A 25,100-nucleotide genomic window follows, 5' to 3' on the forward strand; every position below is an offset into this window, starting at 1 on the left:
CGACAGACCTTTAGCAACACAAAATTTTGAACCTACTCACCAAAATTTGAGAGGATTCATTCCCAATGTAGAATGGCACGAATTTGAGCCGCCAGCGATTTAGCTTTGAATGGCTTTACGATCCAGCCTCTAATGCCCTGTTTCAAAAGCTGTTCAGATGGACTCGCCTTTGCAGTTAATAGAATCGTTGGGATATCACAGGTCTGTTGATTCACCTGCAATTGTTCAAACGTCATTGCACCATCCATCGTTGGCATCATCATATCAAGCAAAATTGCATCGGGCTGATGCAGGTAAGCGATCGTTAGTCCTTCTTGTCCGGATGCTGCGGTGAGCACGTTCCAATCTGTCACCGCAATCAGACTAAACCGGATAATATCGCGGATACCCGCATCGTCATCAATCACTAGAATTTGTTTCATTGTTTTGTAAGAGGGTGTTTGGGAAGGATAAAAAGCGGCTTTGCTGCGTTGCGAGTCCGCCCGGAAATGAATCTCCGGGCTAATGGAAGAAACCCCGCTGAAGCGGGCTAAGAGAGTAATACGGAGTTCTTAGCCCAGTTTAGTGGGCTTCCCCCGATCAGCCCGGAGATTCATTTCCGGGCGGGTGAATGCGATCAACGATGACTTCTCAAACACCCTGTAAGAAATGAAGTGGTATCCGGAAAACAAAGCAGGTCCCAATCCCGATCGTACTTTCTGCCCAGATTTGTCCTCCATGCTGCTCAACAATGCTTCGACAAATTGCCAGTCCTAACCCCGTTCCGCCTTTTTGCCGAGCATCAGACACATCGAGTTGATGGAATCGATCGAAGATTTTTTCCAGTTGATCTGCTGCAATTCCTCGACCTCGATCGCGCACCTGAACTAACACCGATTGATCTTCTACTTGAGCAATTAAATCCACCTGTTCACCTGTGGGTGAGAATTTGATCGCATTGCTTAGTAGATTGGTGAGGACTTGAATTAAGCGATCGCGATCTGCATCGATTTGAACAGGCAAGGGCGACACGAAAAGAAAAACCTCAGCTTGATCTGCAAGCATCTGCATTTGATCGATCGAATCGGTCATGATTTCTGCTAGATCACAGAACTGAATCGAGAGGCTGATTTTGCCTGATTTTAGGCGTTCGAGGTCGAGAATATCATTCACTAATCGAACTAAGCGATCGGCTCCTTCTGCGGCGATTTTGATGGTTCTTTGTTCCCATTCAGAGCCAGGCTCGATCAAACCTTCTGAGAGTAAATTCAAGGCTCCGTAAATTGAAGTTAATGGGGTTCTGAGTTCATGACTGACGATCGAGACAAACTCATCTTTCAATCGGGCAATTTCCGCCCGTTCTGTAATGTCGGTGCAGATTCCACAAACCATTTGCGGCACACCTTGATCATCGAAGATCGGGAATCGAACTGAAAGCGCAGTATGAACCAGACCATCTGCATAGAGAACTTCTTCCTCAGACTCGATCGGATGTCCTGCTTCGAGTACAGCCTGATTGCAGCGATTGAAAGTAGCCGCAAGATCGGGCGGAAAAACTTCATCGATCGTTTTACCAATAAAGTCCTTTTGAGAGCGATTAAAAACGCGATCGTGCTGCTGATTTACCAGCAAGATCTTACCTTTCGTATCGACGAGATAAATCACGGCTGGACTGTTCTGAATCACAGCTTCTAACAATGCCTGACTTTCTCGCAGCGCTTTGGTGCGTTCTTCTACACGAGCTTCTAACAGCGCATGTGACTGTCGAAGGGCAAGCTCGATTTGTTTGCGATCGGTGGTGTCCTGGAAAAAGACTACTAAGCCATCTGAAGACGGATAAATTCGGTTTTCAAACCACCGATCCCACGGCGGATAATAGTCTTCGAGTTGGATGACCATCTGTTCTAACATTGCACGATGGTAAACATGGTAGAACTTTTGCCCTATCCCCTCCGGGAACTCCTCCCAGATATGTTTTCCGATCAGATCTTCAGGACGACGATCGAGCATTTCTCCTGCTTTGCGATTGACGTAGGTATAGTGCCAATTCGCGTCGAGTGCAACAAATCCATCGGTGACGCTCTCTAGAATGCTGGTGACTTGCTGACGGGCAGTTTGCGCTTCGAGATAGGCAAATTGTTCTCGTTGGAGTGCGAATCGAAGCTGAGTTTCTGTGGCTTTTAGCTCAGTAATATCGGTGATCGTTCCCACGTAACCAACGATTTCTCCGATTGAATTCCTTTCGGCTACGGCTTGCCCATACACCCAGGTGATTGTGCCATCTGGACGCTGAAATCGATAGTTTTGTTGAAACGGGCGATGCTCTTGCGCCGATCGATACCATTCTTCAAAAATTCTTTGTCGATCGCCTGCATACAAAGCACTCACCCAACCTTCGCGCATCGCCTCTGAGATCGAGACTCCGGCGATTTCACTCCAACGATCGTTGACATAGAGACAATTCCCGATCGCATCAGTGTGAAAAATTCCGACGGGTGAAGCTTCAGTTAAAGTTTGATACCGCTGCCGACTCCTTTGCAGCACGATTTCCATCTGTTTGCGCTCATCAATATCAATGACGGTTCCAGTCATGCGAATGGGTTTCCCAAATTCGTCGTAGAACGCCTTTCCTCTGCCTGCGATCCAGTGAACGCTGCCGTTTTTCCAGATGACACGATATTCGCAGTGGTAAGTGGTGCGATCGCGAATTGCTTTCTCGACTGCTTGATTTAGAGTAGTTCGATCGTCGGGATGTAAGCGATCGTCGAATGTTTCGTATCGTCCATCAAAGGTATTCGGAGCCAGCCCAAAAAGCTGTTCGTGTCCACTTGACCAAGTAATTTGTCCTGTGATCATGTCCCAGTCCCAAATCCCCATTTGCGAAGCTTCTAGAGCTAATAGAAGACGAGCTTCACTGATTTCACGATCGCGAATTTGTTCTCGGAGTGAAATGTTTGCTTCATCGAGTTGGCGGGTTCGCCGATCGACTCTGGAATACAGTTGATCGCAGGTTTGACGCAGTGTTTGAGTGATGCGATCGCCGTTCAGCTTTTTGTTTCCTTGCAATATAACAAGCAATACGATCGCCAAAATTTCTAAAACAACTTGTAAAAAGCTATTGGGAACAACATCAACATCAAAAGGAAAAACGAATACATAGATTAAATACGTGATTCCAATAGAAGCACTGATTAGCCCAGATTGAATCCCTTTCAGGCTAGAACAAAGAGAGATAACTACAATAATGAGCAGAAAAGGAATTGCGGTGAAATTTTCAAAATAGCGTAATCCTTCAGTCAATAGAATCAATCCAGCGATCGCGGCTCCGCCAGTCCAAGAAGGAAGCGATCGCGCAAAGGATGGAGTTAACATAAGCACCTCGAACAAGATATTTAGCGAGCCGCTTGAGCGACACATTGGCGTAGAAGCTGAACTCGCTCCAACCGATTCAATACCCGCGCCACCAGTTCTGATTCAACAATCGGCTTCCGCACATAATCATCTGCTCCAGCACTAAACACTTGAGCAATCGTTTGCTCATCCGAATGTGCCGATAAAAACAGAATGGGGAGCGCGTCCCAACGTCGATCGTTGCGGATGACTTGACAAAGTTCGATGCCATTAACAGTCGGCATTTCGATGTTCAGGATCAGTAAGTCAGGATTGACTTGTTCTAACAAGTGCCAAACTTGTTCGGATTGATCAACCAGAGTGAGATGAAAACCCCAAGGCTGTAGGATCGTGCGGAGAAAGTCCAGCACTTGAGGATCATCATCGACAATCATCAACGTGGTTTGTATTTGATTTAATTGTTGCAGCACATGGCAGACATTGCCCATCACCTGACTGGATGAAATCGGCTTTTGTAAGAAACTGCGTCCGCCTAATCGTGCTACACGAATACGATCGCTAAAGGCATCACTCGCCGTAAAAACAATCACTGGAATCTCAGGCTGATTCTCAGAAAGCTCCGTCAATAAGCTAAAGCCATCTTCATCAGGAAAGCTCAGATCTAGCAAAATTACATCGGGCGATCGCGTTCTCAAAATCTCTCGTGCTTCTGCTACACTCGTCGCGCCTTCTGCTTGAATTGTCCAGGGATCACAACAAAATCTTTGACTCACTGTCGTTAATTGCTCGATTAGTGCAACATCATCATCTACGATCAACAACCGAGCGACGAGATTTTCACCAGTGTGAACTTCTAGCGGAGGTGAAGGATCGATCGTTGTTTTTAGCAAAGTCGTTTTTAGTGCAGCTACTTTTTGGCGCAACATTGGAATTTTTGTACGATCGCCCTCGGTACAAATTGTTTTCAACTGTTGCTCGATTTGGCTCGATAAAGCTGATCCAGTGTCAATCCCGAAACTTCCAAGTGAGCCAATCAGCGTATGAACTTCTCTAAACGCTTGCTGTTCGAGGTCAGGACTAAGCGTTTTTGACTCGATCGCATCGACCGCTTGTTCGAGAATGGCAACACGATCGAGATACTTTTGAGAATGTTCCTGCCAAGCAAACGAAAACTCAGGCTCGATCAACTCTTTTGCGGTTTCTAGGGCTTGAATCTTTAAGCGATAGCCAAATCCGTAAATCGTCTCAATGAATTCATCAATTCCCACTTTTCTAAGCTTTTGCCGCACACTTTTAATCTGTGCCCGAACTGCATTTTCTGTCGGCGTTTCATCGATCGACCAAAGATGCTCCATCAGAGCTTGATGGCTAAAAATTCGCTGCTGATTTCGGACAAAAAGCTCCAGCAAACTGTACTCTTTGCGGCTGAGAGACAGCGGAATTTCATCGTAAGTAAACTCACAAACATTCGGATCGAGCACTAACTTGCCCCAGGTCAGAATCGGCATCGGTAATCGACCCCGACGCAGCAAAACTTTGATTCGTACCAGCAATTCTTCGATCGCGATCGGCTTGACCAAGTAATCGTCTGCCCCCGCATTCAGCCCTTGGAGCTTGCTCGTTCCATCCGCCGTGAGAATCAGAACCGGAATTACATTTTTTGCACTCTTACGAAGTCGCTGGCAGAATTGAATTCCATCCAGTTTCGGCAACCGTAAATCGAGCAGAATCAAATCATACTCAGATGCTTGTAAGAAGTCCCAAGCCACCTCACCGTCTTCAGCGAGATCAATACAGTAGTTCTGTGCTGTCAGGAGTTCTCGCAAATTTTTAGCAAAGATCTCGTTATCTTCTACAATCAGAATCTTCACTTTGAGATCCTACGGTTGAGGGCTTCAGAATAGTTTATCAGCGAGAATAAACATAGAGTACGATCGTCTTCATAAGAATTAATTAGATGCTAATTCGGTTAGAGCAAGTCAGCTTTACGACGGGAAGGATCACCAAAAAGGGCACTCCAATTGCAGGGTATGAAGTTCTGCAAAATCTTTCATTTGAGGTGAAAAAAGGCGATCGGATTGCGATCGTAGGAGCCTCCGGTTCTGGAAAAACAACGTTGCTCAAGCTCTTAAACCGATTGCTCGAACCGAGTGCAGGAACAATTCAGTTTGAAGGCAAACCGTATTCGGAAATTCCAGTGCTGCAACTAAGACAGCAAATTCTCTTTGTTGCTCAAGAGCCGAAACTGTTCGGAATGACGGTCAGAGAAGCTTTGAGCTATCCGCTGAAACTGAGAAAGTGGAAAGATAGTGAACAGCGAATTAATAACATTACTGAGCGAATGAACATTCCGCGAGAATGGCTCGATCGATCTGAGCTAGAGCTTTCCACGGGAGAACGACAATGGATCGCGATCGCACGTGCTTTAATCTGTCAGCCGACGGTGTTGTTACTGGATGAACCGATCGCGAATTTAGATGCGAATCGGAGTGAAGCACTGCTGAGAATTTTGATGCAGGTCGATTCAACAGTTTTAGTCGTGACGCATCAGTTTGAATGGGCAGAACGATTCGGGGAGCGGGTTTTGCAGTTGCAGCGGGGGCGATTGATTCGGGACGATCATCGGGTCGATTGGCAAGAAGTAAAACGATCAATCTCACAAGTAGAAGCCGAAGAAGCGGCAGAATGGGATTGATTTTGACGCGGTAGAATTCGAGATTACAGCAGTTCCAAATTCAAAATCTTGTACTACCTCGTGATCTCTGCATCCCTTGATCTGTCATCAATTGATTGAGAATAGAGTCAAGAATTACGAGAGAAGTGACGAGAAAAGCCCTATTCAGGTTTGAATTTAGAATTGCTGGAATAGAGTCGTGCAAGTTGGGACTGAATCACAAGATGTCTTCCAAAGACATCTGCTTTTCAATACTAGGTAGAGACTTCACATCAATATAGTCCTGAGCAAATTTCTTAAGTCCATCATCTTCGCTGTATATACAACTGGCTCCTCTTGCAAGTGCAATAGCCGTAATCATGTAATCAGCTTTCATCTCAGCCCTTGATATTTCCCCTCTAGGCTGCCTCTTGTCATGCCATATTCTGGCAAAGTGCAGGGATGCTTGCGTATCAAAAGGCGGAACAATAAACCGACGGTGCATCAATTCGCTTACAGCGCTATGCAGCCTTGGCTCTAACGCACATAGCATTTCTGCAACAACAATTGACGGAACTATTACGTTGATTCCGTCCTCTTCACACTTGCTGATTAAATTCTTCGCTTTGGCTATTTTATCTTCCTGTCCAACAGTTGCTTTCCCTCTGACACCCCAGATTAGTATGTGTGTATCGAAACAAACTGAATTCATCCTATGCCTCCGAGAGTCCGTAGCGTATTTCGGAGACAAAAGAATCTACGTCATCAATCTTGTCAAAAGCATCGCCAATTAGGTGAGATAGTTCCTCAAAAGCCTGCAACATTGGAACTTCTTCATAGCTAGAAATGCCAGTTACATAAAAATCTTCGATCTCTAGGGTTTCAGTATTCCATTCCGCAAAACCACGTAATTCCACTTTTGTGTAGAGTCTAATACCTGCTTCTTTAGCTACCAATTTACTGGTGCTACAGTAGATAATCTTACTATCTAGGGTCTTAAATTGAATTTTAGGCTCTGAACCACCTACACGGGTTATTTCTCCGTATATCGCTGTTTCTCCAGATAATGGGTAGACATCAGGTATTTTGGTTTCTGGAGTCAAAACTGCCAGAGATTCTAAATTACCGTTCTGCGTTAGAAATTCGGCATTGCATTGATGTCGCTTCGTGAAAGCAGACAGCTTTCTCAGAGAGTTGATTGCGCTACTAGGCAGTACGCCAAAATCATTTTCTGCAATTGATTGCGTGATACGACGGGTTGCAGGCAAGGTTAATTCCACGAGGTTTGGAGAGAATTCTAGCCCAATACTGCCCTGCCGAATACCCTTCAATCCGACAACTACAACCTCTTTCTTGAGTTCTGGGTAGTCACGAATTACCACAGACGCAATCATATCCTCAACAGATTCGATCACCTCTGCAATCTCCTTAGAGCGAATCTTGCCTGGGGATATGCCTTCGCCAGTTAATAGAATTTCGACAGTTATATCGTGAGCCATACAACGACTTCACCGCCTCATTGCTATAGGACGATCCCTTTATAATAACATAATTCTAGGAAGATCACATTTACTAGTGCAAAACTTCAGCAATTCCAAATTCAAACCTGAATAGGGCTTTTCTCGTCACTTCTCTCGCAATTCTTGACTCTATTCTCAATCAATTAATGACAGATCAAGGGATGCAGAGATCACAAGGTAGTACAAAGTTTTAGATTTAAAATTGCGATCAAAATTTACGATCGCATTGACACAAATCACCTCACATGAGGATAATGGGAGTTTGTTGAAAACTCTAGACTCCTGAAATCCCTTGGCTAACGTAGTTGTTATAGGTGCCCAGTGGGGCGATGAAGGTAAAGGCAAAATCACCGATTTGCTCAGTAAATCGGCGGATGTCGTGGTTCGCTATCAAGGCGGTGTCAATGCTGGGCACACGGTGGTTGTCAAGGATCAAACCTTTAAGCTCCATTTGATTCCGTCCGGAATTCTGTATCCCGAAACCGAGTGTATTATCGGTTGCGGAACCGTGATCGATCCAAAAGTATTGCTCCAAGAATTGGATCAGCTTGAAGCGCTCGGTATTTCGAGTGAGAACTTGCTGATTTCGGAAACGGCTCATGTGACGATGCCGTATCACCGTTTGATTGATAAAGCCGCAGAAGAACAGCGCGGCAATCACAAGATCGGGACGACCGGGCGTGGAATTGGTCCAACTTACGCGGACAAGTCAGAGCGGACGGGCGTTCGGATCGTTGACTTGATGAATCCAGAGGGATTTCGCGAACAGTTGGAATGGACGATCGCACAAAAGAACGTCATTCTCGAAAAGCTTTACAATCTGCCGCCGTTAGATGCGGAGGAAGTCTTCACCGAATACATGGGCTATGCCGATCGCTTACGTCCCCATGTTGTGGATAGTTCGCTGAAGATTTACGATGCGATTCGCCGCAAGCGGAATGTCCTGTTTGAAGGCGCACAAGGAACGCTGCTCGATTTGGATCACGGCACTTATCCGTATGTGACTTCCTCGAATCCGGTATCGGGCGGGGCTTGTGTGGGAACGGGAATTGGTCCGACGGTGATCGATCGAGTCATCGGAGTGGCGAAAGCGTATACGACTCGTGTGGGAGAAGGACCGTTTCCGACCGAATTACATGAAGAAATGGGCGCATTGTTGTGCGATCGAGGAGCCGAATTTGGAACCACGACCGGAAGACAGCGGCGCTGTGGCTGGTTTGATGCAGTGATTGGACGGTACGCCGTTCGCATCAATGGTCTGGACTGTCTAGCGATTACGAAGCTAGATGTCTTAGACGCAATGGACGAAATCAAAGTATGTGTTGCTTACGAAATCGATGGGCAGCGCTGCGAAGATTTTCCGAGTAATTCGCGCTTGTTTGCTCGATGCAAGCCGATTTACGAAACGATGCCGGGATGGAAGCGATCCACTGAAGAGTGTCGATCGCTCGACGATTTGCCAGTCGAAGCGCTTGATTATCTCAAGTTTTTGGCAGAATTAATGGACGTGCCGATCGCGATTGTTTCTTTAGGTGCAAAACGCGATCAAACCATTATTGTCGAAGATCCCATTCACGGTCCGAAACGGGCACTGTTGTACACCAACGAAACGCCCCAACCCGCTAACGTTTAGTGATTTTTAGGTTTATCTTATGCCGTTCTCGATCGAAGCTCAAAAACGTCCTGAAGGAACTAAGCCGAATGCGCTCCGTCGCGATGGCAAAATTCCTGCAACTCTGTACGGTCACAATGGTGCAGAATCGATTCACCTTGTTGTGGATGCGAAACAAGCTGGGTTCTTAGTCCGTGATGCTGCCCCGAATAAGTCAGTTGTTGAAGTCAGCATTCCGGAGTTGTCTTGGAATGGTAAGACTGTAATGCGTGAAGTTCAGACCCATCCTTGGAAGGGTTCGCTGTATCACATCAGCTTCTTTGCTCAAAAAGGCTAGTCTTTGCGGCTTGCTGATGACTTTGATGTATATAAAGCTAGGGACTTTTCTCTAGCTTTTTTGATGTCATTTTTTCTGCGGAGTCGTGATCTTGAAGGCAAGGCTAGAATATGGACACAAGGTTGAAACAAGGTCAAAGAAATGACTTGGACTACAAATCGGCAAGCAGAAATTATCCGGACAGAGCGCGGGCTAACGATCGCAGGCACTCGCACAAGTCTTTATGATGTGATTGATCTGCTGAAAGCCGATTACCCTCCCAAGCTGATCCGTGACACGTTTAACCTTACGGATGCACAAATTGCTTCGGCTTTATCCTACATTGCGGCAAACCAAGTTCAGGTTGAGGCTGAATATCAGGAAGTTCTGCAAACTAGAGAGGAAATTCGTCAGTACTGGGAAGATCGAAACCGCGATCGCCTAGCTCATATTGCAGCAACTCCTCATAAACCTGGACAAGAAGCGTTCTGGACAAAGCTTGAGGAACAGAAAACGAAACGTGCTCCAGAGTAATCATGTTCCTAGTTGACTACAATCTGGATGGTTATGCGCTTATTTTTCTCGGCATCTTAACAAAAGGCGGTTGGCTAGAATTCGCACCTGTTCAATTTGTGACGTTTAGGGAAGCTGGACTCGCAATAGACAGTAACGATCGTACAGTCTGGCGCTACGCTCAAGAACACGAGATGATGATCCTGACTGCCAACCGAAACATGAAAGGTGAAGATTCACTAGAACAAGTGATGCGCGAAGAGAATACCGAAGACTCGTTTCCAGTGTTAACCATTAGCAATCTCGATCGTCTCAGTGAAGCGGATTATCGAGAACGTTGTGCTGAACGCTTGATTGAGATCGCTGTAGACATTGATAGATACAAAGGGGTTGGTCGGCTATTCATCCCATGATTCTGTTAGTCGCGTCTGAGTGCGCCTGGTTAAAGCTGCTGCAAGAGATTTGGAGTTTGTGACTGCTTACTGACCGATCTGATGTATATAAAGCTAGGGAGAGATCCCTGGCTTTTTTAATTTGAGTAAGTTTATGACGAATACGACTCTTCCCCCGATCGTTGAAGCGCTTCTCGATCCGGCAGTATATGATCATCCGGTTCAAGGCTCGATCGAGTTAATTCAGACGCACGTTTCCTATGTTTTTCTCACCGGGGACTATGTTTATAAGCTGAAAAAGCCCGTGAATTTCGGTTTCTTGGACTATTCGACATTAGAAAAGCGGAAGTTTTACTGCGAGGAAGAACTGCGGCTGAATAAACGGGGCGCGGCTGAATTGTATTTGGGAATTGTGCCGATCGCACAAGAGGGTGACAAGTTCGTTCTGGGCGGAACGGGTGAAGTTGTTGATTATGTAGTGAAAATGGAGCAGTTCCCACAAGAGACGCTGCTCAGTGCAATGTACGATCGAGGTGAACTGACAGAGCAGCATTTGATCGATTTAGCAAAAGTGTTGGCAGCATTCCACAAGTCAGCACCCACGAATGATTACATTCTTAGTTTTGGGGAAGTGTCGCAGATTCGACAAGCGATCGACGAAAACTATGATCAAACCGTCGGATATATTGGCGTTGCTCAGACTCAAGAACAATTTGATCAAACGAAAACTTACACTGATAAGCTCTTTACTGAAAGTGAATCATTGTTCAAGAGCCGAGTAGAACAGCGATTCATCCGGGAATGTCATGGTGATGTTCACCTAAGAAACATCTGTTTTTGGAACAATAAGATTTTACTGTTCGATTGCATTGAGTTTAATGAGCCTTTCCGCTTCGTCGATACGATGTTCGATATTGCTTACATCATCATGGATTTTGATGCTCGGAACCGTTCTGATCTAAGTAATTTGTTCTTGAATGCGTATCTCGAACAATCTGGAGACTGGGAAGGCTTGCAAGTTCTGCCGCTCTACAACAGTCGTCAATCGTATGTTCGAGCAAAGGTAACATCATTCTTGCTCAGTGATCCGACTGTTCCGGAGACAGTCAAAGAAGAGTCGAAGGAAACTGCAAGCCGTTACTATCGATTGTCCTATGAATATACCAAGCCAAAACAAGGCAAGATCATTTTGATGTCTGGACTATCGGGATCAGGAAAGAGTACGGTTGCTTCAAAACTTGCTCGTGAATCGGGAGCGATTCAAATTCGTTCTGATGCAGTTCGGAAACATTTAGGTGGAATTGCATTGGATGAGAAAGGTGATCAGTCGTTGTACAGTGCGGAGATGACACAGAAAACATACGATCGATTACTCAATCTCGGCACTACGCTGGCATCTCAGGGATATACCGTGATTTTGGATGCGAAATACGATCGACAAGCTTTACGTACTCCAGTAATTGAGCAAGCACAGGCGAAGGGAATTCCGGTTGAGATTTTGTACTGTGAAGCATCTGAAGAAGTATTGCGCGATCGACTTGCTCAACGTCAAGGTGACATTTCGGATGCTGATCTTGATGTTTTAGCTAAACAGTCGTTTGAAGCATTCACCGAAGCAGAGAAGCCTTTGGTTAAACCTGTGAGCTAAATTAGAGGGGCAGAGCTTTTTGCCCCTTGATGAAACCATCAGAGTTATTGCATGACGGAATTCAGATTGAAGAGGTTGACGGATTAAACCTCTTCAGATTTACGCCTGCACTGCAAGCGCGATCGGGTGAGCTACTAGAACAAAAGAAACTGCGATCGCTTTCTCCAGAAGAACAAGCAGAGTTAGACAGCATTTCAGAACTCTCTGATATCTTCAGCTATGCGAACTATTTATTAATCGGTGCTACGGTTGGAATATCACCGCCACCCGTTAACTATCCGATCGAAAATAGTTCTTCAGCGGATGAGGGATGAATCGCGATCGCACTATCAATCTCAGCTTTCGCAATCCCTTTCTTCATCGCTAAACTAAATCCTTGAATAATCTCCGCATCTTCCCCGACCCCGTGGATTCCTAAAATGCGATCGTCAAAAGTCACATACTTCACAACGCTCTGAAGCTTCTGCTTGATTAACGTCGAATGTAAGTTAAGACTACGCTTGATTTCCACTATCGAAAGAAAGGTTTACAGGCTGTGAAGGGCAACCACAGATAGAGGATAGCAAGCATTCAGACCGCTACGATCGATTTCAATGTTCTGACAGCAAGACTTTATGAGTGAGCAATTGAAAAAGGGAGACTCTGTAGAGTGGAATACCTCTGGTGGTAAAACGGAAGGCAAAATTAAAGAAATTATCACCGAGCCAACCGATTTTAAGGGACATCATTTTGAAGCATCGAAAGAGAATCCTGAGTATTTAGTCGAAAGTTCAAAGAGTGGAAAAGATGCCATTCATAAAGAAGAACAATTGAAAAAAACGAAGGAGAAAAATTAATGGCTCAACATACTGCGACTCAGAATCAGGAGACTCTCAAGGAGTTTCAAGAAGCAGTGAATATGTCCGCGAAAGAATTAGAAGCTTGGCTAAAAACTGAGGAATCGCTAGCGGTTGGAATGAAAAGTAGCGAGGATGCGGAATCAACCGGACACCAATCGGGTCGAAGAACCGTTGAGCTTTTACATAAGAAAAAATCAGATTACGATGAGTCAGACTTCAATCACATGAGACGAGTCGTAAGCTATGTTCATCGGCATTTGGCGGAAAAACCTGATGGCGATATCGAACATACTCGGTGGCGGTATTCGCTCAAAAATTGGGGACATGAACCGCTAAAAAATTAGTAATTTTTGAATGCGATCGCACTTTTTAGCGATCGCAATGTCCAACTTTATAAATGAAACGATTATGACCCCTGAACTTGGATTGGTGTGTATCTCTGCGTCGAAAACGGTGCGATTCAAAACGATTACACGCAAGCGGTTATTACAGTTTGATTTGGTCGAGCAGGAACGATTGTTGCGCGAATTGTACGCGGAGAATTTGCGACGATTGGGTGTAGCGATCGAGTTCTGTGCGGCGAATAAAATTGGACTGTATCGATTAAGTTCGGGGTTATTTCCGTTTGCGGATGATCCGATGGGAGCCGCAATTTTAGACGAGTTTGCAGGAGGAATGGGACTAATCGGAGAACAATCGAGACAACTTAACGTTCGATTAGTTCTGCACCCGGATCAGTTTGTGGTGTTGAGTTCTGATCGTCCTGAAGTCATTGAAAATAGCATCAAGATTTTAACGATGCACGCTCGAACCTTTGATTTATTGGGATTACCGCGATCGCCTTGGGCATTGATGAACATTCACGGTGGAAAGGGCGATCGAGCAGAGCGATTGATCGAATCGATTCAGAACTTACCGGAAAATATTCGATCGCGGCTTACCTTAGAGAATGATGAATACACTTACGGATCAGAGCAAATTGCTGAAGTCTGCAAGGCAGCGGGCGTTCCGCACTTGTTTGATGCTCACCACCATGTGATTCATGAAAAGGTTGAGAGCTATGAAGATGAGAGCGTGATTCGGGCGTTTGAAATTGCTCGATCGACTTGGGAGAATCCGGATTGGCAAGTGGTTCACATTTCTAATGGGGCTGAAACCTTTTTGGATCAGAAACATAGTGAATACATTACAGTGATGCCGAGTTGCTATCGGCAAGCTCCTTGGATTGAGATTGAAGCAAAACAGAAGGAGTTTGCAATTCAGAAGCTACAGGCAGAATGGTTGTATTCAGATTTGAATGTATTGCCGCCTGTGGTGGTTGAGACTGAGGAGCAGAAGGAGGAAGAGATTCAGGTTGAGGCAGTGACTCCATCAACTCAGGATGAGGAACCTTCGGATTTGATGGAGCAGGCGGTTTCGGTGTAGTTGGGGATTGTTCGATTCGTTGTCGATCGCTTCAGGTTGTTAGAAGTTATTTGCTTCGTTGCTCACCCGCCCCGGAATGAATTCGGGGCTAACAGAACAAAGTCCACTGAAGGGGACTGAAGAACTTAAATTTTGGAATGAGTTATGGCTTTTACAATAGATGCTACTGTTGGAACTCCGAATCAAGAAGCTGCAATTCAGGCTTTTAAGCAGTTCGTTTCGCAGATGTCGCATTCTTCGAGAATTGTTGCTGTTCATGATTCGGATGCGGATGGAGTTACGGCGGGAGTCGTTTGGCAACGAGTATTTGAGCGATCGGGATTTGCTTCAGTGCATCGCGTGATTCCCGATCGAGAACGCAATGCTTGGACTCCGAACAATCGGGCGATTATTCAATCCGCAAATCCGGCTTATCTCTTTGTGATGGACTTAGGCAGCCGTTCGGAGCCTGTGATTTCTGGTGTTCCAACTTGCTTTATTGATCATCATCATCCCGAAGGTGTCCCTGAGGGCGATACTTTGATTAGTGCTTACAATTGGGAGCCGATACCAAATACTTCGCTAATCATTTGGGAATTAGGGAAAACGATCGCGGATATTTCCGATCTTGATTGGATTGCCGCGATCGGGACTTTGAGTGATTTAGGCGATCGCGCTCCTTTTGAACTATTAACCACTGCAAAACGTAAGTACACCGCGAAGTATCTCAAAGAAGCAACTGCTTTAATTAATGCTTCTCGACGAGCTTCGCACTATGATCCTGAAGTAGCAGCGCGAGCATTGTTGAATCATCCAAATCCGAAAGCATTAGTCAATTCGGATAGTGCGGATGTGCAACAACTACGATCGGCAAGAGAGGAAGTTAAACTTGCACTCGATGAAGCTCGAAAAGCGGCTCCAGTATTTTCTGGCAATGTAGCTTTACTCCGCATGAATTCGCCCTGTCAAATTCACCCGTTGATTGCTCAGAGTTGGCGCGGTCGGTTGCCGAAATTAGTTGTAATTGCTGCTAACGAGGGCTACATGCCGGGACGAGTAAACTTTGCGGCTCGATCGAATAGCGTTAACGTGCTTGAATTTCTGCGGAGTCAACAGATTTCGGCAGGCGAAGGAAGTTACGGACATGGACACGATCGAGCATCAGGCGGGAGTTTGAGCATCGAACTTTGGAATGAATTGTTAGCAAAACTAGGCTTCCCAGAGACAGTCTTTGCAAAATCGTAAAACTACTCCTATGGAATGATCGATCTCTCTCTAAGGTAGATGCAACTTTAAGTTTGAATAAACGAGCATAGAGATGAAAATCGAGTCATCCCTGAAAGATAAATGTACGGTAGTCTAGTCGCTCCTCTGCCAACCCAATTGATGCCAGAGGCAATCGAATCCATTGTTAAAAGTAATCCTTACTATAAGGCGGAACAAACGTTTAGTGGACTGATCGAAGCTGAGAACTTAGATCAGCGACTCAATGAGTTTGAAGAGCAGATTCGGTACTTTGAAACCGCGCTGACCTTTGCACTCAAAGAAGCTTACGATCAGCCCAAAGGTTCGGATGCAGCACACCTTTTCTTGCAGCGTATTCTGTATAGAATCAATCGCTTGAACCTCTTTTGGTATGACGATTTGACGCATTATGCAAATGAGCGATCGACATATTTACAAAAGGTTCGCAACGAAATCGAAGCCGCTTGGCAAGCTTGGGAATTGAAGCAGATTGATACTGAGGCTTATCACTCAGTAGATATCAAACAGGCATTGCTCGATCGATATCAAGCCGATCTCGATCCTGAACTCTCTGAAGAAGCGATCTATCTTCGTAAAGAGATGCCATTTGAGGGATATCGCTATCTTCTAGCAATTACTTCTTTTGATGGATTAGTCGAAGCAAGCCGTTTATCTCGAATTCTAGGTGGTGCTGCGAATGAAGTTCAAGCCACTTTAACGAAAGTACTGCTCGAAGAATACGGAAATGGTCGTTTGTCGCGGAAACATTCCACCTTTTTCGCGAAGATGATGACCGAATTGAGCCTTAGCACTCAGCCTGAAGCATATTTTGATCTGGTTCCCTGGGAAGCTTTAGCAACCACGAATCATAACTTCTTGCTAACAGAGTGTAAGCGTCATTTTCTGCGCTACAACGGCGGATTAGCTTATTTTGAAGTAGCAGGTCCTTCAGCCTATCGGAACTATCTTGCTGCGGCACAGAGACTTCAATTATCTGAGGGTGCAATGGGGTATTGGGACTTGCACATCAAAGAAGACGAAAGACACGGACGCTGGATGATCGAAAACGTGACGTTGCCTTTGGTTGATATGTATCCGCAACAGGCTTGGCAGTTGTTGTTGGGCTATGACCAAGAGAAACTCATGGGCGATCGAGCCGGAGCCGCGATCGTATCAATGATCCGTCATGGTGTTGAAACTGAATCGCTTCCGACGATTGTGCTGAATTAGTCGAGCATTTGGGGCAGTTATGGTGACTGCCCTTCATCATTTGTGATTTGAAATTATAGAGGATAGTACCTTGACTGGGACATTAATTAGACCGACGCAAACAGTTACCGAAACTGAAGTATTTTTCTGCCCTGAAGAGTCGCATTTCTATTCGCATTGTTTAGAGCGATTGGTATTTTCGCAGTGTCAGGATTCGCGTTTGATCGTTGAATTTGGTTCAGGAGATGGCAGTCCGGTGATTAATTCACTGGTGCGCGCTGCAAGGCAGATCCCGGAGGGATCGCGCTGTAATGATGTGATTCATGGTTTTGAACTGAATCCCTCTGCGTATGATGTGGCGCAATCGAGAATCGAAAAGTGCAATCTGCACGATCGATATGTGTTGCACAATAAATCATTTTTTGATGCAGCACCGACCGATGCAGATTGTCTGATTGCAAATCCGCCTTACATTCCTGCTCCGGACAATCAGATTCGGATGCCGCTGTTGCATGGTGGTGTGGATGGTGCAACGTTGACCAACAAGTTGCTAACTCTGAACTATCCGCGTGTGATGGTGCTAGTGTCGAGCTACTCGAATCCATTAGGAACACTCGAATGTGCTGCTGAACAGGACTATGCGGTTTCAGATTTTATGGTGACACCCTTGCAGTTTGGTTGCTATAGCTCTGAGCCAAAAGTGAGAAACTGGATTGCTAAGTTGCGGGACAACGGGCAAGCGTTTTATTCAGATAACATTTACTTCCTTGCGGGTGTTCTGTTCGAGCATTCTAGTGTTGCATCTGTGGATATTGCAGATGAGCTAGTTCGTGTGATGACTGCGCTATAATTCTCGCTTTCGTTGCTGTCCCGCCCGTGATTAAAAATCACGGTCTAGCTGTGCGAAGTCCACTAAAGGGACTGAGCACTACCAGATCTCTAGTCTGTTTCAACAGACTTCGCACCGTTAGCCCCGAATTTCATTCCGGGGCGGAACAGAAACGCAGCTAGAAGCTAACAATTTTTCCATTGATATGTCCAAAGTAGATATTTTAATTCCCACCTACAATCGTGCTTCTGCATTAGCAGTAACCTTAACCAGTCTGATTGCACAAAGCTTTCAAGACTTCAATGTGATTGTTTCAGATCAAACCGATGATCCAAATACGATCGCATCAAATCTAGTGCAAACTCCGATTCGAGTTTTGAGATCGCACGATCACAAAGTCCAAATTCATCACCATCTCCCTCGTCGCGGACTAGCAGAACAAAGACAGTTCTTACTTGATCAAGCAACTGCTCCTTATGTTCTGTTTATTGATGATGATCTGATTCTCGAACCCTTTGTGCTTGAACAATTCGTGAACGCGATCGAACAAGAAAACTGTGGCTTTGTCGGCAGTGGACTCATCGGATTAAGTTTTGCTCAAGACATTCGACCGCATGAACAAGCGATCGAGTTTTGGGATAGTCCAGTGCAACCGGAAAAGCTCCAGCCTGGAATGCCTGAGTGGGAGCGCTGGAAATTGCACAATGCAGCGAATCTATACCACATTCAGCGATCGCACAACATCACCCCAGATCAGCCGCGTAAGTACAAAGTAGCTTGGATCGGTGGCTGCGTAATGTACAACACTGAGAAACTGCGGGATGTCGGTGGCTTCAATTTTTGGAAAGATTTACCAGAAAATCACTGCGGCGAAGATGTGTTCGTACAGCAGCGAGTGATGGCGAAATATGGCGGCTGTGGAGTGCTTCCGTCGGGAGCATATCACCAGGAATTGCCAACAACAGTTGTCGATCGTACTTACAACGCTCCTATTGTGCTGGCGATTCACTGAGCCATTTTTGAAAAATGCTTCTACGATCGAAGAAGATGAGTTGAGCCTAACGTATGATTCCTGAATTCTTCGATCGTGCTTCTGTCGGTTCTGTTTGGCGGGTTCCTTATCAAGAACGAGCAGTAGAAGCAGAACAATGGGCGAAACAGCATAGAATTCTGCCTGCCAATACCGATCGAGTTCGAGTTTGTCTTTTAGCGATCGATGTGCAGAATACGTTCTGTATTCCCGATTTTGAATTATTTGTGGGTGGTCGATCGGGAACGGGAGCCGTTGAAGATAACATTCGATTGTGTGAGTTTATCTATCGCAATTTAGGCAGCATTACTGAAATTGCGCCAACGATGGATACTCACACCGCAATGCAGATTTTTCATCCGATCTTTTGGATTAATGAAGCTGGAGAGCATCCAGTTCCCGCTGCGACGTTGATTCCTTATGAGGCAGTTCAGAAAGGCGAATGGCGCGTCAATCCAGCCGTTGCAGCTAGTCTGAAAACGGACTATGACACGCTGAACAATCATGCACTGCACTATACCAAGCAGCTAACCGACGAAGGGAAGTATCCATTAACAGTGTGGCCCTATCACTCGATGTTAGGTGGAATTGGTCATGCGATCGTGTCTGCTGTCGAAGAAGCGATGTTCTTTCACTGTATTGCGCGTAAGAGTCAGACCAGCTTTGAAATCAAAGGAAGTCATCCACTGACTGAAAACTATTCGGTGTTAAGTCCTGAAGTTTTGACGACTGTTGGCGGCGAACTGTTAGCACAGAAAAACAGTCAATTGATTGATAAGTTGCTTAAATTTGATGCAGTCGTGATTGCAGGTCAGGCAAAAAGTCATTGTGTCGCTTGGACGATCGATGATTTGCTCACAGAAATTCAAGCCTATGACTCTAGCCTGACTCAGAAAGTTTACCTGCTCGAAGATTGCACTTCTCCGGTTGTCGTTCCGGGCGTAGTCGATTACACCGAACAAGCCGATCGAGCATTTGCTCGATTTGCTGAAGCTGGAATGCACTTAGTGAAATCGACGGATGCGATTTCCGATTGGTTATAACGCAAATTCGATGATTTCTGTGCAATTCAGTCTCGCCCCGGAATGAATTCGGGGCGGGGCAGTGCAATGAACGGCGGGATTTTATTAAGTGGCAGATCCCTAACGTCCTGTTAAGCTTTCTTCACCCAAACCGATCGAGGCATCAGACTATGAATTGTTCTCGCACCCGGTTCAATGCGTCCGAGTCGTGCATCCATCGCCAAACTCGCCAGAGAATAACTATCTAACATCGATAGTTTCTTCAGTTGCGAAACTCGCTCGATCATTTGCAGTGAAGCCGCATTCATCGCCTTCTGCACATCTGCATCAGTGGCAACCGTGACATAACTATCGCGAGTGTCCTGAGTTGGATTTGCAGGAAGTTTCGGGCTGGCTTTCTTTGGCAACATACAATAAACGCCTTTCAACTGATTGACGATTTCAGCGACTCGACAATCCCCGTAGTCATTCATGAACTGTTGAGCTTCTTTGCTGGAAATCCGCTTCCAGTCAGAGACAAACTTAACTGTCTGCTCAACGAGCATATCGACCGCTTTGTTCATATCCCGATCGTATCCCATCGTAATCCAATGCGTCGGCGTTTCAATGCGCGGGAACGTGAGTGGCGTTTTCTTCAAAACTTCGACGGTTAAATTCAATTCACTAAACGCACCCTCGATCGCAGTTAAGTTAATCTCTCCATTCCCTTGTGCGATGTGAGAATCACCCGACCACAACAAAGCACCATCAACAAACACAGGTAAATAAATCGTGGTTCCCTGCACCAATTCGCGACAGTCTAAGTTACCGCCATAAGCTCCCGGTGGAACGGTACTATACTGACCGCTTTCTGCTCGTGCTACTCCAATAATTCCAGGGAACGGACGCACCGGAAGTTCAATTCCCGGCAAGAACTCTGTTACACCTCGACCGAGATCGAGATAGAAATGCTTCACCTGCGCTTCAGCGAACTTGTCTGGGAACTGTCCGAGCTTCAGACTGCCAGGAAGGTTCCAATTCGCGCCATAGCTGCGGGGAACAATTCGATTGATGCGAATCTTCAGCACATCACCGGGCATTGCACCTTCAACGAAGATGGGACCTGTGACGGAATGCGGACCTCGACCGGGGAAATCAGTCCGAAGTTTGGTAATTTGTTCGATCGATAATCCCGGCAAAACCTGATTCAGTGATGCCATCATCGTTTCCATAACGACGGTATCACCCGATTTAATCCGAGCGCGAGGCGGTTCTGCATTGTTAAACCAACCCCATTGAACGGTTTCATCGGTTGCAGGCAATAGATACACGCCGCCTTGATATTGACCGACAAAACCTTGGCGTAGAGCATTGATCTCAGGACGCTTAGTCGGTTGATTGTCTTGGGCATTCGCTTTAGAAAACATAGAGACAGCAGCAGCACTCGCAGCACTACCAATAAGAAAATCTCGACGCTTAGACATACGGAAAATTACGGATCAGAACGGAATTTATTATTTCTTACGGATTCGTTCTGAAATGTGACAAGCGTTACTATTTTTGAGGTTGGCAGTTCGGACAGTAGTGCGCCGATCGACCTGCTAATTTGATCCGCTCAATGGTTGTCTCACAAGTTCGACACTGATCGCCATCTCGCCCATACACCCAAGCAATCCCGCCATAGTTACCATTCACCCCCGATACATCCCGAAAATCACTAAAACTCGTGCCTCGTGCAGCAATACTATCTTTTAAAACTCGGATTACATTTTTTCGGAGTTTGGAAGTTTGCTCGATCGATAATTCCGTACACAGTGTTTCAGGATGAATCCCAGTTAAAAACAATGCTTCATCTGCATAGATATTTCCAATCCCTGCAACTAAAGCTTGATCCAGCAAAGCATTCTTAATCGGGCGTTTGCGGTTCTTCAATTGCTCATAGAAATAGAGATCTGAGAAATCTTCCGAAAATGGTTCATGTCCCAATCGCTGTAAGCCTGTAATGATCGTTTTCGGATCAACATCGCCCACAACGTGCCACATCTGTCCAAATGTGCGTTGATCAACGAATCGAAGTTCTCGATCGTGATTAAAAAACAATCTAACTCGCGTATGTTTCTGCAACGCTTCGGATTGTTTCATCCATAAAAGCTGTCCGGTCATTCGCAAATGCACACCGAGCCAGCCGATCGGATCGAGTTTCGCTAAAAGATACTTTCCGTATCGCTGCCATTCGGCGATCGACAATCCTTTCAAACTAAGAATAAATTGATCGGCACTTGGATAAGCAACAGTACGATCGAGTAACACTTCACCACCGACGATCGGCTGATTTAATGTCACTTGATTTAGACCTAATCGGACGGTTTCGACTTCAGGCAGTTCAGGCACAGCAACTTGATCCTTAAAACTCTATTGTCGCGTTAAAGACTTCACCGCAGCAATTAAACGATCAGGTTCAATCGGCTTCGAGAGGTGCATCTGAAATCCCGACTCGATCGCAGCAATCCGATCTTCCTGTCGAGCAAACGCTGTCAAAGCAACCGCTGGAATAGTTCCACCTCGATCGGGAGAGAGTGATCGAACCTTTTGAATCAGCGCATATCCGTCTTCATTCGGCATTCCAATATCGCTAATTAACACCGTTGGCGGCGATTGCTCGATTTGCTGAATGGCTTCACGACTAGATGCCGCAGCGGTGACGGTTGCTCCAGAAATCTCTAGAGCCGTGACTAAAAATTCGCGGGTGTCTAACTCATCATCTACGACTAAAACGCGCACACCATCAAGTGAAACATCATTGTCGATCGACAGTGTTAAGTCCCGAATGCCCGATCGAGCAGGATTGTTCTTAAGCAACGGAAGCTCCACGATAAACGTTGAACCTTTCCCTTCTCCCAAACTTTCGACTCGCACTGTTCCATTGTGCATTTCGACTAAGTTGCGAACGATCGCCAGTCCTAATCCTAATCCGCCCGTAGTTCGAGTCGTCACATTCTCCGCTTGACGGAAGCGATCAAAGACATACGGCAAAAAGTCCGAACTAATTCCTTTCCCAGTATCAATCACGCGAATTTGAGCATGAGAATCGGTTTGCGATAGTTCAACTTTGACGATTCCTGATTCGGGTGTGAACTTCACTGCATTGGTCAGCAAATTCCAAACCACCTGTTGCAGTCGATCGAGATCACCGGATACGATTGCGCTATCCGTTTCTATTCGTGATTCGAGATCAATTTGTTTGATATCCGCACTTGGTCGAACCGTGTCGATCGCAGCTTCAATCACTTGTACTAAATCCACCGATCTCAAATTCAGCCGCACTTTCCCGCGAATGATTCGAGAAATATCGAGCAAATCTTCGATCAATTGTGTTTGAGCTTCAGCATTCCGCTCGATCACCTGGATTGCTTTTTCCTGCATCGATTCGTTTAGTTTTCCGGCTCGAATTAATTTCGTCCAACCTAACATTGCATTCAGCGGAGAACGCAATTCATGAGATACGATCGCTAAAAACTCGTCTTTCATTCGACTCGCTGCTTCCGCTTCCGATCGTGCAGTTTGAGCTTCTGCCAATAGTTGAGCGCGTTCGATTTCAATCTGTTTTTGGTCGTGAATATCCGTACAAGTCCCAAACCATCGAACAATCCGACCCTGCTTGTTTCTCAGTGGTTGTCCCTGTCCCAAAAACCAGCGATATACCCCATCAAAACGACGGAAGCGATATTCGATCTCATAAAATTCGCCATCGCGCACCGCTGACATCCAGCGTTCCTGCGTGGAAGTGCGATCGTCAGGATGAATAATTTCCAACCAATCCAGCTTCGACAATTCGGCTTCAGTTTTCCCGGTGTATTCACAAAACTGCCGATTGGCATACTCGTTTTGTCCATCAGAATTGGTGACCCAGACAAACTGAGGAATCAGATCTGCCAAAGCCCGATACCGCGCTTCACTTTCGGTTAAAGCCGTTTCTGCCAATTTACGATCGTGAATATCGGTAATAGTTGCAATCCATTGCTCGACTTGTCCAGTCGCATCAATCGTCGGAACCCCATGTGTCAGATGCCAACGGTACTCTCCATCGAATCGACGGAAGCGAAATTCGACGAGATAGGGAATACGATCGCGCTTTGCAATTTCCCACTTTGTGCGACACAGTTCTCGATCGCCGGGATGCACGACTGTTTCCCAATCCTCAGCCGCTTCTAAAAAGGTGATGCCGCAGTAATCCCGCCAGCGATCGTTCGCGAACTGAGCTTCACCCTTACCATCTGTCACCCAAATAATTTGATGAATCGAATTCGCAAGCGTTTTGTACTGCCGTTCGCTTTCTTGCAGCGCAATTTCACTATATTTAGCATCGGTAATATCTTGATTCGTCCCAATCAACCGCACCGGATTACCATCAGCATCCAGAAATAACTTGCTTTGAGTTCTCAACCAATGAATCGTTCCATCGGGATACACGACTCGAAACTCTTGGGTATATCCGCGCTTCTCGTTCAGTGCCTCAGTTACACACTGCTTTACAGTCTCTCGATCGTCTGGATGAACACAATTCAGATAGGCTTCATACGTTCCATCAAAATCGCCCGGAACCAATCCAAAGAGACGCTCATTATCGCCTGCCCACGTGACTCGATCGTGTTGGACATCCCAATCCCAAATCCCTAGCCCCGTTGCTTCCAAAGCTAATCTCAGACGTTCCTCGCTCTCTTGTAACCGCGCTTCAATCTCTCGACGTTCCGTAATATCGAGAAAAGCTCCGATCGACCCTGTAATTTCATGCTGAGGGTTCCGAATCGGAGCCGCATAAGACAAAAGATGGCGCACCGTTCCATTCGGCTGCACAATCTCAAATTCCGTATCTCGCACCTCTACGCCTAAGCGGGCTGCAAGCTGCATCGGTAAATCTTCAGCCGCAAGCTCTTGTCCGTTCCGCATCACCCGAAAAGCGGGCTGTTCTCCATCTGGGGCACTTTTTGAAATATTGCGACCAGGACTGACTTCTAGCATTTGTCGCAGGTAAACATTGTGTCGCATCTGAGCGCAACTCGGATCGATCGCAATCCCAATTCCAACAGGTGCAAGTTCAATCAGAGTTTGCAGTTCAGTCACCGTTGCGCTTAATTCTCGATTCAGTTGTTCAACGGCTGGATCAGATTGCCTCGAAACTAGCGCTTGATCGATTGTCGATCGCAATAGTTCAGGACAAAGTTCTTCTTTAATCAAACAATCCTGAGCGCCCCGTTTCATCGCCTGCACGACTTGAGGCAATGCTGCATTTGATTCCGCTAGAAGAATGATCGCAGGCATCTGATCTTGTTGTGCTTGTAATCGATCGAGAAATGCGATCGCATCCATATCAGCCAGCGAAACATTCAGCAGCACCACGTCGGGAGAGCAGTTGAGGCAATACTCTAGCCCAACTTCACCGGATTCCGATGCCAAAATCTTGTATGAGTGATTAAAGTTCTGAGTCAAATCCTGTCGATAACTTTCTTGATCAGCAGAATCCGAATCGAGGATCAAAACAATAGTCGATCGCTGCATTTG

The 25,100-nt window shown here is 45.9% G+C and carries 24 protein-coding genes; 15 read left to right on the forward strand and 9 right to left on the reverse strand.

Features of this window, described 5'->3' with window-relative positions:
* Positions 1 to 56 precede the first annotated feature (56 nt).
* The 3 genes from ACQ4M5_RS05625 to ACQ4M5_RS05635 all read right to left on the reverse strand — a co-directional run bounded on the left by ACQ4M5_RS05625 (position 57) and on the right by ACQ4M5_RS05635 (position 5,201).
* Positions 57 to 422 (reverse strand): response regulator, encoded by a 366-nt coding sequence (locus tag ACQ4M5_RS05625; RefSeq protein ID WP_430674632.1) that lies wholly within the window; start codon positions 420 to 422, stop codon positions 57 to 59.
* Between the two features lie 208 nt (positions 423 to 630).
* Positions 631 to 3,351: a PAS domain S-box protein gene (locus ACQ4M5_RS05630; protein ID WP_430674633.1), complete on the reverse strand. Its 2,721-nt coding sequence runs from the start codon at positions 3,349 to 3,351 to the stop codon at positions 631 to 633.
* Between the two features lie 20 nt (positions 3,352 to 3,371).
* Complete coding sequence (locus ACQ4M5_RS05635; protein WP_430674634.1) at positions 3,372 to 5,201, reverse strand: response regulator; 1,830 nt, start codon at positions 5,199 to 5,201, stop codon at positions 3,372 to 3,374.
* A gap of 86 nt (positions 5,202 to 5,287) precedes the next feature.
* On the opposite strand from ACQ4M5_RS05635, the gene ACQ4M5_RS05640 reads away from it, so the two are divergent.
* Complete coding sequence (locus ACQ4M5_RS05640; RefSeq protein ID WP_430674635.1) at positions 5,288 to 6,025, forward strand: ABC transporter ATP-binding protein; 738 nt, start codon at positions 5,288 to 5,290, stop codon at positions 6,023 to 6,025.
* A gap of 196 nt (positions 6,026 to 6,221) precedes the next feature.
* Here ACQ4M5_RS05640 and ACQ4M5_RS05645 read toward each other — a convergent pair whose 3' ends face one another.
* Together ACQ4M5_RS05645 and ACQ4M5_RS05650 are read right to left on the reverse strand one after the other, a co-directional pair.
* On the reverse strand, positions 6,222 to 6,695 hold the full coding sequence (locus ACQ4M5_RS05645; protein ID WP_430674636.1) for a type II toxin-antitoxin system VapC family toxin: 474 nt from the start codon (positions 6,693 to 6,695) through the stop codon (positions 6,222 to 6,224).
* Between the two features lies 1 nt (position 6,696).
* The gene (locus ACQ4M5_RS05650) at positions 6,697 to 7,482 is read right to left on the reverse strand and encodes a hypothetical protein (RefSeq protein ID WP_430674637.1); all 786 of its coding nucleotides are present in this window, start codon (positions 7,480 to 7,482) and stop codon (positions 6,697 to 6,699) included.
* Positions 7,483 to 7,795: 313 nt separating this feature from the next.
* On the opposite strand from ACQ4M5_RS05650, the gene ACQ4M5_RS05655 reads away from it, so the two are divergent.
* From ACQ4M5_RS05655 to ACQ4M5_RS05680, 6 genes are all read left to right on the forward strand, one after another.
* Positions 7,796 to 9,136, forward strand: coding sequence for an adenylosuccinate synthase (locus ACQ4M5_RS05655; protein WP_430674638.1), 1,341 nt, complete (start codon positions 7,796 to 7,798; stop codon positions 9,134 to 9,136).
* Between the two features lie 19 nt (positions 9,137 to 9,155).
* Entirely contained in the window at positions 9,156 to 9,452 is a 297-nt protein-coding gene (gene rplY / locus ACQ4M5_RS05660; RefSeq protein ID WP_430674639.1) for a 50S ribosomal protein L25, read from the forward strand.
* Between the two features lie 141 nt (positions 9,453 to 9,593).
* Complete coding sequence (locus ACQ4M5_RS05665; protein ID WP_430674640.1) at positions 9,594 to 9,965, forward strand: DUF433 domain-containing protein; 372 nt, start codon at positions 9,594 to 9,596, stop codon at positions 9,963 to 9,965.
* Positions 9,966 to 9,967: 2 nt separating this feature from the next.
* Positions 9,968 to 10,357: a DUF5615 family PIN-like protein gene (locus ACQ4M5_RS05670; protein WP_430674641.1), complete on the forward strand. Its 390-nt coding sequence runs from the start codon at positions 9,968 to 9,970 to the stop codon at positions 10,355 to 10,357.
* Positions 10,358 to 10,490: 133 nt separating this feature from the next.
* Positions 10,491 to 11,984: an AAA family ATPase gene (locus tag ACQ4M5_RS05675; protein ID WP_430674642.1), complete on the forward strand. Its 1,494-nt coding sequence runs from the start codon at positions 10,491 to 10,493 to the stop codon at positions 11,982 to 11,984.
* A 29-nt stretch (positions 11,985 to 12,013) separates the two neighbouring features.
* Positions 12,014 to 12,298: a hypothetical protein gene (locus tag ACQ4M5_RS05680; RefSeq protein ID WP_430674643.1), complete on the forward strand. Its 285-nt coding sequence runs from the start codon at positions 12,014 to 12,016 to the stop codon at positions 12,296 to 12,298.
* Here the strand turns inward: ACQ4M5_RS05680 and ACQ4M5_RS05685 are convergent.
* Entirely contained in the window at positions 12,259 to 12,495 is a 237-nt protein-coding gene (locus tag ACQ4M5_RS05685) for a hypothetical protein (protein WP_430674644.1), read from the reverse strand. The two genes, ACQ4M5_RS05680 and ACQ4M5_RS05685, sit on opposite strands and share 40 nt — an antisense overlap.
* A 103-nt stretch (positions 12,496 to 12,598) precedes the next feature.
* On the opposite strand from ACQ4M5_RS05685, the gene ACQ4M5_RS05690 reads away from it, so the two are divergent.
* The 8 genes from ACQ4M5_RS05690 (at position 12,599) to ACQ4M5_RS05725 (ending at position 19,583) form a co-directional block, all read left to right on the forward strand.
* Positions 12,599 to 12,820 (forward strand): DUF2945 domain-containing protein, encoded by a 222-nt coding sequence (locus ACQ4M5_RS05690; protein WP_430674645.1) that lies wholly within the window; start codon positions 12,599 to 12,601, stop codon positions 12,818 to 12,820.
* Positions 12,820 to 13,167, forward strand: a complete 348-nt coding sequence (locus ACQ4M5_RS05695; RefSeq protein WP_430674646.1) for a DUF3140 domain-containing protein — start codon at positions 12,820 to 12,822, stop codon at positions 13,165 to 13,167. Before ACQ4M5_RS05690 ends, ACQ4M5_RS05695 begins: the two co-directional genes overlap by 1 nt.
* Before the next feature lie 10 nt (positions 13,168 to 13,177).
* Positions 13,178 to 14,248, forward strand: coding sequence for a UV DNA damage repair endonuclease UvsE (gene uvsE / locus ACQ4M5_RS05700; protein WP_430674647.1), 1,071 nt, complete (start codon positions 13,178 to 13,180; stop codon positions 14,246 to 14,248).
* A 144-nt stretch (positions 14,249 to 14,392) separates the two neighbouring features.
* Complete coding sequence (locus ACQ4M5_RS05705; protein WP_430674648.1) at positions 14,393 to 15,472, forward strand: DHH family phosphoesterase; 1,080 nt, start codon at positions 14,393 to 14,395, stop codon at positions 15,470 to 15,472.
* Between the two features lie 102 nt (positions 15,473 to 15,574).
* Positions 15,575 to 16,702, forward strand: a complete 1,128-nt coding sequence (locus tag ACQ4M5_RS05710) for an iron-containing redox enzyme family protein (RefSeq protein ID WP_430674649.1) — start codon at positions 15,575 to 15,577, stop codon at positions 16,700 to 16,702.
* A gap of 70 nt (positions 16,703 to 16,772) precedes the next feature.
* A complete protein-coding gene (locus ACQ4M5_RS05715) occupies positions 16,773 to 17,531 on the forward strand; it encodes an SAM-dependent methyltransferase (RefSeq protein WP_430674650.1) in 759 nt (252 codons plus the stop codon).
* Between the two features lie 184 nt (positions 17,532 to 17,715).
* Complete coding sequence (locus ACQ4M5_RS05720; RefSeq protein ID WP_430674651.1) at positions 17,716 to 18,522, forward strand: glycosyltransferase family 2 protein; 807 nt, start codon at positions 17,716 to 17,718, stop codon at positions 18,520 to 18,522.
* A 53-nt stretch (positions 18,523 to 18,575) separates the two neighbouring features.
* Positions 18,576 to 19,583 carry an isochorismatase gene (locus ACQ4M5_RS05725; RefSeq protein ID WP_430674652.1) on the forward strand — a complete coding sequence of 336 codons (1,008 nt, stop codon included), beginning with the start codon at positions 18,576 to 18,578 and terminating at the stop codon, positions 19,581 to 19,583.
* A 110-nt stretch (positions 19,584 to 19,693) separates the two neighbouring features.
* On the opposite strand, the gene ACQ4M5_RS05730 is transcribed toward ACQ4M5_RS05725, so the two are convergent.
* The 3 genes from ACQ4M5_RS05730 to ACQ4M5_RS05740 form a co-directional block, all read right to left on the reverse strand.
* A complete protein-coding gene (locus ACQ4M5_RS05730) occupies positions 19,694 to 21,025 on the reverse strand; it encodes an acetamidase/formamidase family protein (protein WP_430674653.1) in 1,332 nt (443 codons plus the stop codon).
* Between the two features lie 70 nt (positions 21,026 to 21,095).
* Positions 21,096 to 21,932, reverse strand: a complete 837-nt coding sequence (locus ACQ4M5_RS05735; RefSeq protein ID WP_430674654.1) for a DNA-formamidopyrimidine glycosylase — start codon at positions 21,930 to 21,932, stop codon at positions 21,096 to 21,098.
* A gap of 21 nt (positions 21,933 to 21,953) precedes the next feature.
* Complete coding sequence (locus tag ACQ4M5_RS05740) at positions 21,954 to 25,097, reverse strand: PAS domain-containing protein (RefSeq protein ID WP_430674655.1); 3,144 nt, start codon at positions 25,095 to 25,097, stop codon at positions 21,954 to 21,956.
* Between the last annotated feature and the right edge of the window lie 3 nt (positions 25,098 to 25,100).

It is taken from the genome of Leptolyngbya sp. AN10 (genome assembly GCF_050565645.1).
Lineage (GTDB): Bacteria > Cyanobacteriota > Cyanobacteriia > Leptolyngbyales > Leptolyngbyaceae > Leptolyngbya.